We start from the raw sequence: 15,052 nt of genomic DNA, 5'->3' as shown, positions 1-15,052 counted from the left end.
ATGCCCGACCGGGAGATCCTGACCGGCGGCGGTGTCGAGGCCGCCGCGGGCAACGCGGCCTTCGCGGGTCACCTGGCCGATGGGCACGACCTGCGGTATCTCGCCGACGCCGGTTACCTGGACGAGCGACGAGCCGTCTTCGACCGCGTTCTCCTCGCCGGATAACCGGGCAACCGGACAGCTACCGAGGTTGAAGCTCGGAAGTTAGATCATCGATGGTGGTTCGTGGCCGTTGGATGACCTCGCGTTCGGCATTCCGGAGTTATGAGGCATCCGGAGGGCAGCGGATTTCCTGCGCATCGGATCGGGCAATCCTGCGGTCAACGGCCTGGATCCCCTCAACGCGATCATCAAGCCTCGGCTGAAACGCATGCGGTATCGACCTGATCTCGCCGCCGGTTTCCTCAACGAGACCGGCCCGTCCTTCAACCTGGCCTGAACATGGAGATTTAATCTCAGTGGCTCCTCACTGATTCCACGCACCGGATCTTGGCCATCGGTCGATCGATAAAGTCACCCCACAGGGATTTTTCGGGCAGTAATAACCAATCCAGCGCTTCCACATTTACCAAGCACATCACCCTTCACTTTCGAGACACAGAACCATACAATATCGTGCACGCATGAAAAATTGGAGGGCGAGATGACCGTCTCACATCAGATTGACAAGATCGTACGAGAGTTCGCAAGAGACAGCGGGCGCAGCCTGTCGATAAAGTCACTATCCGGACCAGAAATAGAAATAACAGTTCGAGGTGACGAGTCGCGCCCGGGGGCCAGCACCCTGAAAGTGGCGATCTCGATGGAGATAGCCCGCCAACTCGACAACGGCCTTCTGAGCAGTTCGCTTCTCATTAAAAGGAAAGATCTTGGCACCAGCATCTATCCAACCCTCCTTGAAGTACTCAGAGAAGATCACACATTTACAATAAAAGAACTTTGTGGAATCATGCTGGCGACCAGCGACAATCTGATCTCTCAATATCTTCTCGATCTCGCTGGAATACAATCCGTCAACTCGTTTCTCAAAGACATTTCCTGCCGTCAATCGATGATACGCGTCGGATATCGAGACTTTGAATTGAGTCCCATTGGGCGAGCAAACACCACCTCGACCATGGATCAAATACGCCTATTGACCCACTTGGATCAAGAAAACACGTATTCCTGGATCCGCAACGCGATGGTAAACGGGCTTCGAAAGTCTCGAATAGCACTGAGATTCCCTGAAGATATTTCCATAGCAAACAAGACGGGATCACTGAACGGCGTGGCGAATGATGTCGCCCTAATATCTGACAGGGAAATAAAAATAGCCATTGCAGTGCTAACGGACAGGCAGACAGACGCAGGCCGGACCGGCATCGAAATCGCCGATACGGTGTACGCCGTATGGCAGACCATCGGAGGAAGAGTCCACGAACTCAGAGAAGAAGGAACGCCTTCGCCCGATCCGCACGACTAGCATACTCATATCAATTTCCTCCGCAGCCGTCGGCGCGGCGCCACTGACGATTTTTTCCACACCGGGACAGCAGAATTTCCTTCCTCTTATTATTTGGCCCAGTCTCAAGTGCTCTATTTTCTGGCGCGACGACTGCCGTTGTTTTCGATTCCGTGGCTTCACGTGAAGTGGCGCGGGTGGATCCGCCCGCCCCCGTCGCGGGTCAGCGCGCTCACCCCGCGCACCACGCGGGCGGGCCGGTCCTCGGTGGCGGCCGGCAGGTCGCATCCGCGAGGGAAGCGGCGCCGCACCTGTCACGACGGTTCCGCGGGCGCGGGTCGACGCCCCCTCGGGTGGCCGCGGGGCCGCGGTCTATCCGGCCCGGCCGGCACTCCGCCGGCGGAACCAGTGCCGATGGCCCCGGATGAACGTCACCACGAAGAGGATCTGGATAGCGCCCTCGATCAGGAGGAAGAGCCCGGAATCCAGCGCGGGCAGCAGCGGCCCGCCGCCCAGGCCGTCGGCGAGGGTGAGCACGGCGCGCACCGCGGCGGCGATCGCGATCGGCGCGCCGTACAGGGCCAGGGCGGTGAGGCTGACCGTGGCTCCCAGTACGAGGAAGACGGAGTAGATCCGGGTCGCCCGGCGCTCGTGGGGGGCGAGCCCGCTCGTCGGGTCCTCGGCGGAATGGGGGCGGCGGCGCAGGGCCGCGACGGTCCTCCCGAGGAGATACTTCGCGTAGGAGAGGCCGTCGTCGAAGAGGTTCCTGGCCCGAAGCAGGTCGCGCAGGACGTAGTACAGGTCGGTGCGCATGTAGACCTGGAGCTGGAACGGAATGGTCATCAGCACGCAGACGACGAGTGCCTGGAGGATGGCCTTCGCCACTCCGGGCATGGCCAGGTGGGCCACCAGCAGTGTCAGCGTGGCCATCACGAACAGGTCCCCGGCCATCCCGGCCAGATAGACCCGGTAGCGGGACCGCCTGGGAACCCCCCACACCCCGGTGACGTCGGTCTGCACCACGAGATTGTGCAGCCGGGTGCCGAAGCCTATCCGCCCCGGCGCGCCGAGCGACCGGGCCGCCGTCAGGTGCATCAGCTCGTGCACGCTGATCGTGACCGACACCATCGCGGTGTTGACCAGCACCGTCAGGCCGATGTAGTCGCTCCAGAAGAAGTCCGCGTAGTGCGGCAGCAGGTCGGGCCGCGTGCCGAGGGTGAGCAGCGCCGCACCCACGACGACCAGCCAGAGGGCCTTCATCGGCCTGCTGAAGATCCACGCCACGTTCCGCTCGGTCAGCCCCCGGAAATGGCTGCGCGGAACGTCCGCGGCCGGATCCGGCAGGGGGTGCCCGTCGACGGCGTGCACGAAGCCGAGTTCCGAAAGGGTCTCCACCAGTTCGGCGACGTCGATCTCCACGTCCTGTTCCGCCGCTATCCGCTCCTCCGTGGCGCGGACGGAGAGCCCCTCGGCCAGCAGGCGGATCGCGTCGCCGTAGACCGCCGGCAGCTCGACGAACTCTCCGATCTCCGACCGGCCGACGACCGCCACCTCCGGGTCGTCGTCGTCCGGGCGGCTCATCAGCCGGTGGAAGCCGACGTGACTGTCGGCGGTGACCGACGCGGCGCTCACGACGTTCCGGAACCGCAGGTGGGACAGTCCTCGTGGTGGGGGACGTCGATGAAGTACGAGTGGTCCCACATGGCGTAGTTCCAGTGGAAGATCCGGCCGCGGACCTGGGTCGGCAGGCCGGCGAGGTGGTACAGGATCTCCAGCGCGCACAGGTGCCCGCTGATGTTGGCACTGGCCGCGACCACCGCGTTGGGGCGGCCCTCGGTGAGCGGGCGGCCCTGGGCTCTGAACTCGCGCTGGTCCTCCTGCCGCCGCAGGCAGGTCCAGCATCCGGTCTTGCCGGGGATCAGGGAGCCGATGACGGCCATCGGGCCGGTGTAGAAGCTGACGAACCACGGGGTGCCGGTACGCAGCGCCGCCTCGTTGGTCCAGAACATGATGTCCGGACGCGGCTCGTCCGCGCAGAGGACGAAAAGGTCGCGACCTTCCATCAGAGCAGCGATGTCATCGACTCCGCCCGCCTTGACGTCGCCGCCGGTCACCGTGACCAGGCTGTTCATCTGGCTCAGCCGGTCCACGGCCGCCTCGATCTTCGGCCGGCCGACGTCCTGCTCGGTGTACAGGAGCTGCCGCGTGAGATTCGACTCCTCGACGTGGTCGAAGTCGGCGACGTGCAGGGCTCCGATGCCGCTGGAGACCAGCCCGGCGGCCACGGCGGAGCCCGTGCCGCCGATGCCCAGCAGGGAGACCTTGGCGTCTTTGATCCTGGACTGGATCTCGTACGGGGAACTGCGCGGAGTGAGGTCGATCCACGAGAAGAAGTTCCGGGCCGGTTCGTAGCGCAGGGCCTCGCGCGAGGTGAGGTTGTCCGGGAGCGGCGCCCCGGCGTCCTCGACGAACCCGTTCTGGATCAGCCCCGCGATCACTTCGCGGACGTCCTCCTCGTCGGTGTCGGGATGCGTCTCGGCGAAGGCGGCGCAGATCTGGTCGACCGTCCTGGTGCCGTCCATGAGGACGATCAGCCTGGCGATGGCGCCGTCCTCGCCGTCCTGGATCTCCGAGGAGATGCCCTGCTGCATGAGGCCGACGACGATGCGATCACCGGGCAGGGCCAGGGGCTGGTGGACGGACTTGATACAGGGGAAGTGCACGAGAACCCTTCAGGTCATGCCGACGACATGAAAAGGCCGGTCAGGCCGAACCTGACCGGCCACCTAACCGTTTGGATCAGCCGGAGCCCTCGCGCCAGACGGTCGTCTCGACCTTCTCCAGCCGCCTGACCTCCAGCTTGATCTTCTTGGTCGTCTTCTGGTCGTCGCCGACCTGATCCACCTTCTGCATGTTGCCTCCCGATTGGAATGACATCTGCGGCACAGTAAGGTGCGCCCCGTACAAGTGATCTTACGTAGAGAGTCACCAAGATGTAAGACAAATTTCCAGAAATCACACCAGCCTGTACCCGTTCGGCGCAGAGCCGGTGCCTCCGGCCGGGCCGAGCGGGGGCGAGACGCTACTCCTCCCGGAGTCCCTCGGGCCGCAGCGTCCGGCGCAGGATCGGCCGGGCGGCCCGCGCCGTCAGCATCGCGGCCAGCACCCCGATCCCCACCATGAGCACCCCCCGGGCGGCGGCGACGGCGAGCGCCTCCGGCGTCTCGCGGTAGGTGTCCCACAGCGACGAGACGACCACTCCCACCCCCGCGACGGCGGCCACGCCGCACACCGGCAGCGCCGCGATGAGCGCCTGCCGGGTGAGGACCCGGCCCAGCGCGGGACCGGGTATCCCGGAGGCGGCCAGGGCCGCGAACGAGTGCCGGTGATCCAGCAGGGCCGCCGCCTGGTGCGCCACGAGGGCGGCGGCCGAGGTGACCAGCGCGACCAGCAGGGCGAGGTCCACGAGCAGATAGCCCACCCCCTCGGAGGGATCGATGCCGCCCCGGAAGAGAATGAGCCCCTGCTGGGCGCCGACCCCGGAGCCGAAGAACACGGTCAGCCCCACCACCGACAGCGCGCGGGCCCATCCCCGGGGATCGGCCTCGACCATCCGGGCGGCCAGCAGGGTCTCCGCCACCCCGGTGCGGCGGCCGGCCCGCCGGGCGGCCGCCCTGATCAGCCACGCGGCGCCGAGGACCAGGCCGAACAGCAGGAGCACCATGCCGGCCGTCATGGACAGCACCGCGGCGTACGGGCCGCCGGGGAATTTGCCCTTGCCGGTGAGCCCGGCGACGAGCAGCCCGGCGCCCACCGCGACCAGCACCAGGTCGAGCGCCCTGGGACCGGCCGGGGGCGTCCGCCGGACCACGCCCAGAGGGGAGGTCACCACGTGCCGCCCCGCCGTCAGCCCGGACAGCGTCCCGGCGAGCGTCACCGCGACGAGGATCGCCAGGATCTGCACCGGCGGGACCAGGGGCACCGCGCCCTCCAGCGACAACGCCAGCGTCAGGTTCGCCGCCAGGTACAGCGCGATGCCGGACACCCCGCCCAGCAGCGTCCGCCATCCGCTCTCGTACGCCCCAAGCAGGCGCACCTCGCGCGGGGTGGCCCCGGCCAGCCGGAGCGCGGCCAGCCGCCGTTCCCTCGTCGCGGCGGCCAGGCGGCTCACCTGGTGGAGGAAGGCCATGGTGGGCACGACCAGCAGCGCCAGCGCCAGCGCGGTGATCAGCCGCGCGTCCCGGCCGGAGAAGAAGCCCAGGTACTCGATCGGCGTCTCGACGAGGTAGCCCTCGGGGTGCACCGAAAAGCGGAGGCCGAACGCCAGCAGGTTCGTCGCCACGCACAGCAGGAAGGTCGCGAGCGCCGCCCCCGCGGTCATGAGACGCCCCCGTACCCGCTCACGGCGCGACCCGCCCCTGGCGAGCATCCGCATCACGGCGATCACACGGTCACCCCGGTCGGCCTGCCGTCGCGCAGCGCGATCTCCCGGTCGGCGTAGGCGGCCACCCGGTTGTCGTGGGTGACGATCACCAGGGTGGTGCCGTCCGCGCGCGCCGTGCCGACGAGCTCGTCCATCACCCGCTCCCCGGCCAGCGAGTCGAGCGCGCCGGTCGGCTCGTCGGCGAAGACCACCCGCGGGCCGGTGACCAGCGCGCGGGCCACGGCGACCCGCTGCAGCTGGCCGCCGGACAGCTCACCGGGCCGCCGGGCCGCGCAGTCGGCCACGTCCAGTCTCTCCAGCCGGGAGCGGGCGGCCAGCAGCGACTCCCGGCGCCCGTGCCGGTTGAACAGCAGCGGCAGCGCCACGTTCTCCTCCGCGGTCAGCTCGGGGACCAGCCGGCCGGACTGGAAGACGACACCGAAGCTCTGCCTGCGCAGTTTCGTCCGGCCGGCCTCGTCGAGGGTGTCGACGCGCCGCCCGTCGAGGTGGACCTCCCCCGACTCCGGACGGATGATCCCGGCCAGGCAGTGCAGCAGGGTGGACTTGCCGGAGCCGCTCGGCCCGGTGATCGCGACGATCTCCCGGTCGCCGATCTCCATGGACACGCCGTCCAGTGCGACGGTCCGGCCGAAGGTCTTGCGTAACGCACGTGCCTCAAGCATCGATCTCCTCTTTAAGATCCGCGAGTCGTTCCATGGCCGTCTCGATCCAGCGCAGGTCGGCGTCGAGGTGCTGGAGCGCGTAGTCGGCGGCGAGCGCCTGCGCGGGTGACCCCGAGGCCCGCTCCGCGGTGAGCTCGCGCATCCGCGCCAGATGGGCGGCGCGCTGCCTGACCAGGTAGCCGTCGGCGGCGCCACCGGCCACGATGGCCACCACCACGCGCGAGACGAGCGTGCTGGACACGTGTGGCGCGGGCGCCTCCACCTGCTCCAGCCATCGGGCCAGCTCGGCCAGCCCCTCCTCGGTGATCGCGTACACCGTGCGCTCAGGACCACTCTCCCGCACGGTCTCCGTCACCTCGGCGAACCCGTCCCGTTGCAGGCGCTGCAGTGTCGCGTAGACCTGTCCGTACGCGAGCGGCCTGGCGCCCGGCAGGCGCTGGTCGTGCTCGCGTTTGAGTTCGTACCCGTGCTTGGGCCGCTCCGCGAGCAGCCCGAGCATCACGTGTCCGGTCGACATGGCCGAGACTATACATTCAATACATACACTGAGCGAATAGTTGGCCATCGATCATCCTGCGCGACGTTCGGATCACGAAAGCCGGTTACGGCGGATCCACCCAGGTGACCACGCCGTACCGGTGGGCGTAGACGGCGGCCTGCACCCGGGTCCGCAGCCCGAGCTTGGCCAGGATCCGCTCGACGTGGACCTTGACCGTACCGGGCGAGATGACCAGTTCCCGGGCGATCTCGGCGTTGCTGCCCCCGGCGGCCAGCTGACGCAGCACGTTGGTCTCGCGCGGCGTCAGCGTGGCCAGCTCACCGGTGGCCGGGCGCGGCGAGGTGGCCGCGAAGCGGTGCAGCAGGCGGGGCGTCACCTTCGGATCCACCAGCCCATGACCCTCGTGGGCGACCCGCACCGCGTCGAGGAGGAGATCGGGATCGCTCTCTTTCAGCAGGAACCCGACCGCGCCGGCCTGCAACGCGCCGAACAGATACTCGTCGACGTCGAAGGTGGTCAACGCCACCACGGCGGGGGCGGGGTCGAGGGCGACCAGGTCGCGGATCGCGCCCAGCCCGTCCATGCGCGGCATGCGGATGTCGGTGAGTACCACATCGGGCCGATGCCGCCTGGCCATCTCGACCACCTCGAACCCGTCCGACGCCACCGCCACGACCTCCAGGCCCGGCTCGGAGGAAAGAAGCAGGCGCAGTCCCTCCCTGGTCGGCGCCTGGTCGTCGGCGACGATCACGCGGATGCTCACCGGCGGGCCCTTCCCTCGGTATGACCGCCCGTGGCGCTCGGGACACGCCGCCCCGCGGCCCCGGGGCGATCGCGTTCTTCCCTCGTGCGGATCCCCTCCAGGGGCAACCTGGCGGTCACCCGCCAGCCGTGGGGATGACGTGGCCCCGCGGTGAGCGTGCCGCCGAGCAGCGCCGCCCGCTCGCGCATCCCCCGCACCCCGCCACCCTCCGGTACGGCGGCACCGCCCGGTAGTAGCCGCCCCCGGTCCTCCACGACGACCATCACCGCCCGAAACCCCCTGTCGACCCGCACCGTGGCCCGCGAGGCCCCCGAATGCCGCATCACGTTGGTCAGCGACTCCTGCACGATCCGGTACGCCGTGTGCCGCACCCGCGACGACACCCCATCCCGCAGGGAGTCACCGTGCAGCCGCACGCGCAGCCCCTGGCGTGACAGGCGTGCGACCAGCGAACCGAGGTCGACATCGTCGTCGCCACCACCGTGGCCGCCTTCGCCGCCATTGCCACCGCCACCGTCGCCACCTCCGTCGCCATCGCCGTCGCGAAGCAGGCCGAGCAGCCGCCGGGTCTCCCCGAGCGCGGTGGCGGAGATCTCGGCGATCACTTCCAGCGCGTGGTCGGCGTCGGCGGGGGTGCCCCGCCGCGCCCCCACGGCCTGCAGACGGATCGCGCTGAGGTGGTGGCCCACCACGTCGTGCACGTCGCGGGCGATCCGGGCGCGCTCCCGCGCCCGCTCGACGAGGGCGAGGTGCCGGGTCCGGTCGCGGTGCAGGCGCAGGGCATGGCCGAGCGCGACCGGGGCGAGTCCGGCGGCCACCGCCGTGAGCAGAGGGGAGAGCCGCGAGGACATCCCGGTCAGCATGAGGTCGAGCACGACCAGCCAGCAGGTCGCGGCGATCGCGAGCGGCAGCCGTCCCCGGTCGCGGTGATAGGCGGCCGAGCCGAAGGCCGCCACCGTCACCCAGGCGCCGACCTGCGGCACACCGAGCGCGATCGCGAGCAGGACGGCCGCGCCCGAGGCCAGCGCCGCCGCCAGCGGCAGTCGCCGGCGTACGGCCAGCGGCGCGCACACGGCGCAGACCAGCACCCCCCACAGGGGCGTGAGGCCGCCCTGACCAGGGGCGGCGCCGCCCAGCAGCGGTACCCCCAGTGTCACCAGCGTCGTCATCGCCGCCAGTACGGCGTCTTGGACGAGCGCGGGCAGTGCCCGCCAGGCTCCGATCACGGTCGGCTCACCCCCGGGGGATCCTAGCCACCAGGTCGCCTGGGCAGCGCGCCCCGGGAGGGGGCAGCGCTCCGGCGGTCAGGTAGTCATGGACGTGTCGTCGCAGGCAGGTGACGCCCAGGCCCGAGGCCCCCTGCATGAGGTACGCGGCGTGCCCGTCACCGTGCCTGACCACGCGTGCTCCGGGAAGCTGCGCCGCCATGTGCTCGGCGGCGAGGTTCGGGGTGTTGTCGTCGGTGTCGCCGATGGAGATCAGCACCGGCGGCACGCCCTCCACCCGCAGCGGGTGCGGCGGGTAGGAGGGGCCCTTGCCCATGCCGAGGCAGCGGGCGAGCTGGTAGCGGCCCTGGATCCAGCCGATCCTCGGCGCGGCCGCGCGCAGGCGCGACTCGACGGCCAGGAAGTCGCGGTAGCCGGGCACCCGCGGCATGAAGTCGTGGCACAGCATCGCCCCGGAGGTGTAACCGGGGCCGTCGAAGGGGCGCGGCAGCAACCTCGCCAGGCCCGTGGCGTCGCCGTCCGCCGCCTCGCGCAGCGCCACCGCCAGGGCCGGCCATCTCGGCGGGGCGAGCCCCTCCCGTACCGCGACGAGGAACTCTCGCTCCCCCACCATCCCGCCCACCATCCCGCCCCCGGCCGGCAGGGGCGCACGGCGAGCACGGACGAGCAGCTCGTCGAACACCCCGATCGCGTCCCGCTCCCCCAGCGCGCATCCGGCCGCGCACCAGTCACGGAAGCGGCCGAGCTGGCGCTCCTCGGTGAGCGCGTTGTCCAGCAGCCAGCGTTCCAGCGACGTCCGGGTGTGGTCGGCGACCCCGTCCAGCACCATCCGGCCGACCGTGGCGGGGAACAGTTCCAGGTAGGCCTGGCCGTACACGGTGCCGTAGGAGTTGCCGAGGTAGCGCAGCCTCTGCTCGCCGAGCGCGCGCCGCAGCGCTTCGAGGTCGTGCGCCACCTGCCAGGAGGTCAGGCCCGCGTACGCGGCCCCCGCGGCCTCGCGGCAGGAGGCGTCGTAGGCGGCGTTCGCCCGCGCGTGCGCGCGCCAGCCCCCCTTCCCGGGCCGCAGGATCAGCCCGGTGAGGTCCGGTGGCGGTGTGGCGCACTCGACGAGCGAGGAACTGCCCCGGTCACCCATGCCCCTGGGGTCGATCAGGACGACGTCGAACCACGTGGTCAGCTCCGACACCACCGCGGGCATGGACCGCACGGACTGGATCGTCGCACCACCGCCGGTGTTGACCACGAGCGAGCCGAGCCTGCGCGCGGGGTCGGACGCGCGCAGCCTGGCGAGATCCACCAGGGTCTTCCGGCCGCCGGGCCGCTTCCAGTCGATCGGTACGGTCAGCTTGGCGCACTCCATGCCGTCCCCGCACTCCGCCCACGTCAGGGGCCGGACCTGGGATGTGGTCCTCTCCGCCCGAGCCGGGGCCTGCGGTGTTACCACCGTCGTCATCCCCAGGGCGAGAGCGGCCAGCGCTCCACCCAAGGTTCTCGTGATTGCCATGGAACAAACCTCGCGTGAGAAGCCCCACGGGGACATCTGCCGTCCGGCATATCCCCGCGGTGGAACGAGGAGGAGAGGACGACCGCCCGGCGGAAGGTGAACCCGTGGCGACGACCGTCACACCGGCGGGTCCGGCGGCGTCGCGAGGGTCGTGCGGAAGGCGTGCGCGTGCTCGGCCACCCGGTCACACGCGGAAGGCGTGCGCGTGCTCGGCCACCCAGTTTCGGAAGGTGCGCGCCGGGTCCCCGGTGACCTCTCGCACAGTGGCGGTGACCGTCGCCGGACCGGCGGTCATCGCGGCCTGGGCGCGCAGGACGTCGTCCACGGCCGCGGGCGGCCAGCCGCGGGCCAGCATCCGTCGCCGCGCGCTGCCGGGGGTGGCCTCCTCCCAGCGCACCGGCCGGCCGATCACCTCGCCGATGACCCGTACCTGCTCGTCCTGGGTCAGCGATCGCGGCCCGGTCAGCTCGTAGACGGCCCCGTGGTGCCCGCCTTCGGTGAGGGCGCGCACCGCGACCGCGGCGATGTCCCGCTCGTGCACCAGGGCCATGGCTGCCCGGCCGTACGGCTCGCGCACCACGCCCTCGGCGCGGATCCGGCCGGCCCAGCGCAGCGTGTTGGCGGCGAAGGCGTGCGGTCGCAGGATCGTCCAGTCCAGCCCGGAGCGCTCGACCAGCCGCTCGGCCCGCCGCTCGTGGTCACGCACGACCGCCGACGACAGGTAGACCACGCGGCGGGCCTGCCCGGCCACCGCCTCCAGCACACCCTCCAGGCCGTCGGCCGAGGCGAACGGCCAGAGCAGGAACACCGCCTCGACCCCGCCGAAGGCCGCGTCCGGGGAGCCGGGAACCGACAGGTCGCCGCGCACGCCCTCGACCCCGGCGGGGAGACCGGCCGGTTCGCGGGCCAGCGCACGGACCTCCGCCCCGGCCTCCACCAGCTGGGCCGTGACCTGCCGGCCCACCGTGCCGGTCGCTCCGGTGACCAGAATCCGTGGCCGCATCGGGTGCCCCTCTCCATCGAAGATCTTCACTGATGGCCAACCGTAGGAGGAGCTTCCAAGACGGCCAATGCTCATATGTCTTTGATTCATATGCGAAAGTCTCGCGACGACCTCTCCCTATGGAGGTGCCCGGTGATGTGATCGCCGGCATCCGGGCGAAGCACCCGCGACGCCCGGCCTCGGGGACACGGGGTTCTCGTCGGAGTGCGGGGAAATCAAAATGCCGGGAAATCGGAGCGACCGGGAAACGCGATGTTGCCTTGATGCGTTTGTAGCACTACGGTTGATTTTGTGACTGCCGGGTCGGCCTTGGGCCAACAGCGAGTAGGGCACCCGGCCGAGGCGTGAGCCCCGGGCGGGCCAGAGGCCCCCCTTTTCTTTCCTTCCGCGCGTTCGGCGCGACGTTTCTCCGTGGATTCCCCTCCCCAGGTCCCACCCATGGTTTCCATGTGCCGTGTGGCCTTCGCGTGTGGGGTTCCACGTGCCGTGTGGCTCCCGCCTGTGGTTTCCACGTTCCAGTGGCTTCCACGTTCCGCGTGATACCCACGTGCTCTCGCGGTGCCGGTCGTCGCCGGTCGCCGTGGCTTTCACGCCATTCATGAACCGGCCCCGGCGGTGAATCGCCGACCCTGCCGGTTGTCCGGCGTGCCTTTCCTGATTTCCCGCACCACGGTCGCGGTCGCCCCGTGGTGATTTCGTCCTGCTCATCGGACGGTCCTTCGTCATGCCCGCGAACAATCGCGGGACCATCAATCCTGGAGAAGAAAACAGAGAATGCCGATCAATTTCAACCAGCAGATCATCGAGGAGTTCCGCGCCAACGGCGGGCGGGTCGGCGGCCCCTTCGAGGGGGCCCGGCTGCTCCTGCTGACCACCGTCGGGGCGCGGTCCGGCGCCCGGCGCACGACCCCGCTCGGTTACCTTCCCGACGGCGGCGAACGGGTCCTGGTCATCGCCTCGGCCGGTGGCGCGCCGAACCACCCGGCCTGGTTCCACAACCTGGTGGCCAATCCTCTCGTCACGGTCGAGGACGGCATCTTCACCTACGAGGCGCGGGCCGTCGTCCTGGAGGGCGCCGAACGAGACCGCCTCTTCGCCCGCGCCGCCGAGGCCGACCCGGGGTGGGCCGACTACCAGGCCAAGACGACCCGTGTCATCCCGGTGGTCGCCCTCAAGCAGGCCGTGGACGGGCCGCCGAAAGCGTCGTCGGCGAGCGAGACTCTCAAGCTGATCCACGACATGTTCCGGCGGGAACTCTCCCTGATCCGCAAGGAGGTCACCGAGTCGGGTCCCGGACTGGGCGCCCAGCTACGGGTGAACTGCCTGACCCTCTGCCAGGGGCTGCACAACCATCACACCGGTGAGGACATCGCGATGTTCCCCTTCCTCGCCGGGCGCCATCCCGAACTCACCCCGACCCTGGAGCGGCTGGGCCGGGAACACGAGAAGATCGCGGTCCTCATCGAGGAGCTGCGGGAGGTCATCTCCGCCGAGGGCGCGGATCCCCCGCTGGTGCTTTCCGAGGTCGAGCGGCTCACGGACGAGCTCGAAAGGCATCTGACCTACGAGGAGGAGCAGCTGATCCCGATCCTCGACGCGTAAGAGCCCCCCGCCCGCGTACCGGTGACGGCCACTATCGCCGGTACGCCAGTCACGTGCCGGAGGAAGCGAGTGGCACGCACGCGCGCCCGCTGTTCCGGGTCCTTCGTCCCCTGTTGCTGATTCGGCAAGTAATTTTGCCGAATTCCGAGGAGGGGGCGGACCATGTGCGGTGAACGGAGGTATCACAAATGACCGTACAAGCGGAACAGACCGTGACCGCCACCCCCGCGGGTGCGGAACGGCGCTACGACGTCGTGGTCGTCGGCGGTGGCGCCGCCGGGTTGAGCGGGGCGCTGACCCTGGCCCGAGCACGGCGCTCGGTGCTGGTGATCGACGCGGGCCGGCCGCGCAACGCTCCGGCGTCCCATGTCCACTCCTACCTGACCCGCGACGGCGTGCCCCCCGCGGAGCTCGCGGCCCTGGGGCGCGCGGAGGTGACCGGCTACGGCGGCGAGATCGTCGAGGGTGAGGTCGTGGCGGCCGAGCGCCTGGACGCCGGGGGCTTCCGCGTCGTCCTCGAAGGCGGGTCCGCGGTCGTGGCGGACCGGTTGCTGGTGACCACCGGCCTGGTCGACGAGCTGCCCGAGGTGCCGGGCCTGGCGGAGCGCTGGGGGCGCGAGGTCCTGCACTGCCCGTACTGCCACGGCTGGGAGGTGCGCGACCAGGCGATCGGCGTCCTGGCCACCGGACCGCTCGCGGTCCACCAGGCCCTGCTGTGGCGGCAGTGGAGCGAGGACGTGACCCTCTTCCTGCACACCGCGCCCGAGGGTGGCGACTCCGGCGACTTCGGCGACGAGGAGTACGAGCGGTTGGCCGCCCGTGACATCGCCGTGGTGGACGGGCGGGTGACGGCGCTGGAGGTGGCGGACGACCGGCTCACCGGCGTACGCCTGGCCGACGGCCGGGTGATCTCCCGCCAGGCCCTCGTGGTGACCCCTCGCTTCACCGCCCGCTCCGGCGTCCTCACCGGCCTGGGCCTGGAGACGACCGACCAGGAGATGGGCGGACATGTGATCGGCAGCTACGTCGCCGCCGACCCGTCCGGGGCGACGGCGCTGCCCGGGGTGTGGGTGGCCGGAAACGTCACCGCCCTGACCGAGCAGGTCATCGGGGCCGCCGCCGCGGGCGGGCGGGCCGCTGCGGCGATCAACGCCGACCTGGTCGCCGAGGAGACCCGCCGGGCCGTCGCCGCCCGCCGCGACGGCGTTTCCGCCCGCGACGCCGCCGGCCGGCACAACCACGCGCACGCAGACCCCCGGGAGGGCGCCCCGGCGGACGCCCCCGTCTCGGACGAGGAGTTCTGGGACCGCCGCTACGGTGGAAGCGACCGGATCTGGAGCGGGAACCCCAACACCATCCTGGTCCGCGAGATCACCGGCGTGGAGCCGGGCACCGCCCTGGACCTGGGATGCGGTGAGGGAGCCGACGCGATCTGGCTCGCGCGGCGGGGATGGCGTGTCACCGCGACCGACATCTCCGGCGTCGCCCTCGACCGCGCGGCCCGGCACGCGGCGGCGGCGGACGTCGCCGACCGGATCGACTGGCAGCGGCACGACCTGGGAGCGTCCTTCCCCGACGGCGTCTTCGATCTCGTCTCCGCCCATTTCCTGCACTCCCTCGGCGACATGCCACGCGAGAAGATCCTGCGGACCGCCGCCTCGGCGGTCGCGCCCGGCGGGGTGCTCCTCGTGGTCGGGCACGCGGGGTTCCCCTCCTGGGAGCGGAATCCCCATCCCGGCGTGCACCTCCCCACCCCGGAGGAGGTCCTCGAGTCCCTTGCGCTCCCGAACGGGGAGTGGGAGGTGCTGCTCTGCGAGGAACACGAGCGGATCCAGAACGACCCCGAGGGACGGCCCACCACCCGCACGGACAACGCCCTCAAGGTCCGGCGCCTGAACGGCTGAA

15 protein-coding genes are annotated in these 15,052 nt (G+C 70.1%); 4 read left to right on the top strand and 11 right to left on the bottom strand.

Annotated elements, in window-relative coordinates; translation table 11 throughout:
- Positions 1 to 165 (top strand): hypothetical protein, encoded by a 165-nt coding sequence (locus tag OG587_RS28020; protein ID WP_329080362.1) that lies wholly within the window; start codon positions 1 to 3, stop codon positions 163 to 165.
- 478 nt (positions 166 to 643) lie between these two features.
- Positions 644 to 1,465 carry a serine hydrolase gene (locus OG587_RS28015; RefSeq protein WP_329080360.1) on the top strand — a complete coding sequence of 274 codons (822 nt, stop codon included), beginning with the start codon at positions 644 to 646 and terminating at the stop codon, positions 1,463 to 1,465.
- A gap of 158 nt (positions 1,466 to 1,623) precedes the next feature.
- On the opposite strand, the gene OG587_RS28010 is transcribed toward OG587_RS28015, so the two are convergent.
- From OG587_RS28010 to OG587_RS27960, 11 genes are all read right to left on the bottom strand, one after another.
- Positions 1,624 to 1,755 carry a hypothetical protein gene (locus OG587_RS28010; protein WP_329080358.1) on the bottom strand — a complete coding sequence of 44 codons (132 nt, stop codon included), beginning with the start codon at positions 1,753 to 1,755 and terminating at the stop codon, positions 1,624 to 1,626.
- Between the two features lie 61 nt (positions 1,756 to 1,816).
- Complete coding sequence (locus OG587_RS28005; RefSeq protein WP_329080356.1) at positions 1,817 to 3,076, bottom strand: hypothetical protein; 1,260 nt, start codon at positions 3,074 to 3,076, stop codon at positions 1,817 to 1,819.
- Positions 3,073 to 4,167 carry a TOMM precursor leader peptide-binding protein gene (locus OG587_RS28000; RefSeq protein ID WP_329080354.1) on the bottom strand — a complete coding sequence of 365 codons (1,095 nt, stop codon included), beginning with the start codon at positions 4,165 to 4,167 and terminating at the stop codon, positions 3,073 to 3,075. Before OG587_RS28000 ends, OG587_RS28005 begins: the two co-directional genes overlap by 4 nt.
- Before the next feature lie 76 nt (positions 4,168 to 4,243).
- Positions 4,244 to 4,381, bottom strand: a complete 138-nt coding sequence (locus OG587_RS27995) for a hypothetical protein (RefSeq protein WP_329080351.1) — start codon at positions 4,379 to 4,381, stop codon at positions 4,244 to 4,246.
- A gap of 145 nt (positions 4,382 to 4,526) precedes the next feature.
- A complete protein-coding gene (locus tag OG587_RS27990) occupies positions 4,527 to 5,891 on the bottom strand; it encodes an FtsX-like permease family protein (RefSeq protein ID WP_329080350.1) in 1,365 nt (454 codons plus the stop codon).
- Complete coding sequence (locus tag OG587_RS27985; protein ID WP_329080348.1) at positions 5,888 to 6,550, bottom strand: ABC transporter ATP-binding protein; 663 nt, start codon at positions 6,548 to 6,550, stop codon at positions 5,888 to 5,890. The genes OG587_RS27990 and OG587_RS27985 overlap by 4 nt, the downstream gene beginning before the upstream one ends.
- Positions 6,543 to 7,067: a PadR family transcriptional regulator gene (locus tag OG587_RS27980; protein ID WP_329080347.1), complete on the bottom strand. Its 525-nt coding sequence runs from the start codon at positions 7,065 to 7,067 to the stop codon at positions 6,543 to 6,545. The genes OG587_RS27985 and OG587_RS27980 overlap by 8 nt, the downstream gene beginning before the upstream one ends.
- Positions 7,068 to 7,152: 85 nt before the next feature.
- Positions 7,153 to 7,812, bottom strand: coding sequence for a response regulator transcription factor (locus OG587_RS27975; protein WP_329080345.1), 660 nt, complete (start codon positions 7,810 to 7,812; stop codon positions 7,153 to 7,155).
- A complete protein-coding gene (locus OG587_RS27970) occupies positions 7,809 to 9,038 on the bottom strand; it encodes a sensor histidine kinase (protein ID WP_329080344.1) in 1,230 nt (409 codons plus the stop codon). Before OG587_RS27970 ends, OG587_RS27975 begins: the two co-directional genes overlap by 4 nt.
- Before the next feature lie 7 nt (positions 9,039 to 9,045).
- Positions 9,046 to 10,542: an alpha/beta fold hydrolase gene (locus OG587_RS27965; protein ID WP_329080342.1), complete on the bottom strand. Its 1,497-nt coding sequence runs from the start codon at positions 10,540 to 10,542 to the stop codon at positions 9,046 to 9,048.
- Between the two features lie 184 nt (positions 10,543 to 10,726).
- A complete protein-coding gene (locus OG587_RS27960) occupies positions 10,727 to 11,545 on the bottom strand; it encodes an NAD(P)H-binding protein (protein ID WP_329080339.1) in 819 nt (272 codons plus the stop codon).
- A gap of 774 nt (positions 11,546 to 12,319) precedes the next feature.
- On the opposite strand from OG587_RS27960, the gene OG587_RS27955 reads away from it, so the two are divergent.
- Together OG587_RS27955 and OG587_RS27950 are read left to right on the top strand one after the other, a co-directional pair.
- Entirely contained in the window at positions 12,320 to 13,147 is an 828-nt protein-coding gene (locus tag OG587_RS27955; protein ID WP_329080337.1) for a nitroreductase/quinone reductase family protein, read from the top strand.
- A gap of 188 nt (positions 13,148 to 13,335) precedes the next feature.
- Complete coding sequence (locus tag OG587_RS27950; RefSeq protein WP_329080335.1) at positions 13,336 to 15,051, top strand: FAD-dependent oxidoreductase; 1,716 nt, start codon at positions 13,336 to 13,338, stop codon at positions 15,049 to 15,051.
- The last annotated feature ends 1 nt before the right edge of the window (position 15,052 follow it).

The organism is Streptosporangium sp. NBC_01469 (assembly GCF_036227305.1).
Classification (GTDB): Bacteria; Actinomycetota; Actinomycetes; order Streptosporangiales; family Streptosporangiaceae; genus Streptosporangium.
Note: the sequence above shows the minus strand (reverse complement) of the source record. Positions and strands in the feature narration are given on the sequence as shown.

Bases quoted from the DNA above. Each gene is read 5' to 3' on its own strand.
- OG587_RS27965 (WP_329080342.1), bottom strand. From the start codon at position 10,542: ATGGCAATCACGAGAACCTTGGGTGGAGCGCTGGCCGCTCTCGCCCTG.
- OG587_RS27955 (WP_329080337.1), top strand. From the start codon at position 12,320: ATGCCGATCAATTTCAACCAGCAGATCATCGAGGAGTTCCGCGCCAAC.
- OG587_RS27980 (WP_329080347.1), bottom strand. From the start codon at position 7,067: ATGTCGACCGGACACGTGATGCTCGGGCTGCTCGCGGAGCGGCCCAAG.
- OG587_RS28020 (WP_329080362.1), top strand. From the start codon at position 1: ATGCCCGACCGGGAGATCCTGACCGGCGGCGGTGTCGAGGCCGCCGCG.
- OG587_RS27995 (WP_329080351.1), bottom strand. From the start codon at position 4,381: ATGTCATTCCAATCGGGAGGCAACATGCAGAAGGTGGATCAGGTCGGC.
- OG587_RS28015 (WP_329080360.1), top strand. From the start codon at position 644: ATGACCGTCTCACATCAGATTGACAAGATCGTACGAGAGTTCGCAAGA.
- OG587_RS27960 (WP_329080339.1), bottom strand. From the start codon at position 11,545: ATGCGGCCACGGATTCTGGTCACCGGAGCGACCGGCACGGTGGGCCGG.
- OG587_RS27950 (WP_329080335.1), top strand. From the start codon at position 13,336: ATGACCGTACAAGCGGAACAGACCGTGACCGCCACCCCCGCGGGTGCG.
- OG587_RS27985 (WP_329080348.1), bottom strand. From the start codon at position 6,550: ATGCTTGAGGCACGTGCGTTACGCAAGACCTTCGGCCGGACCGTCGCA.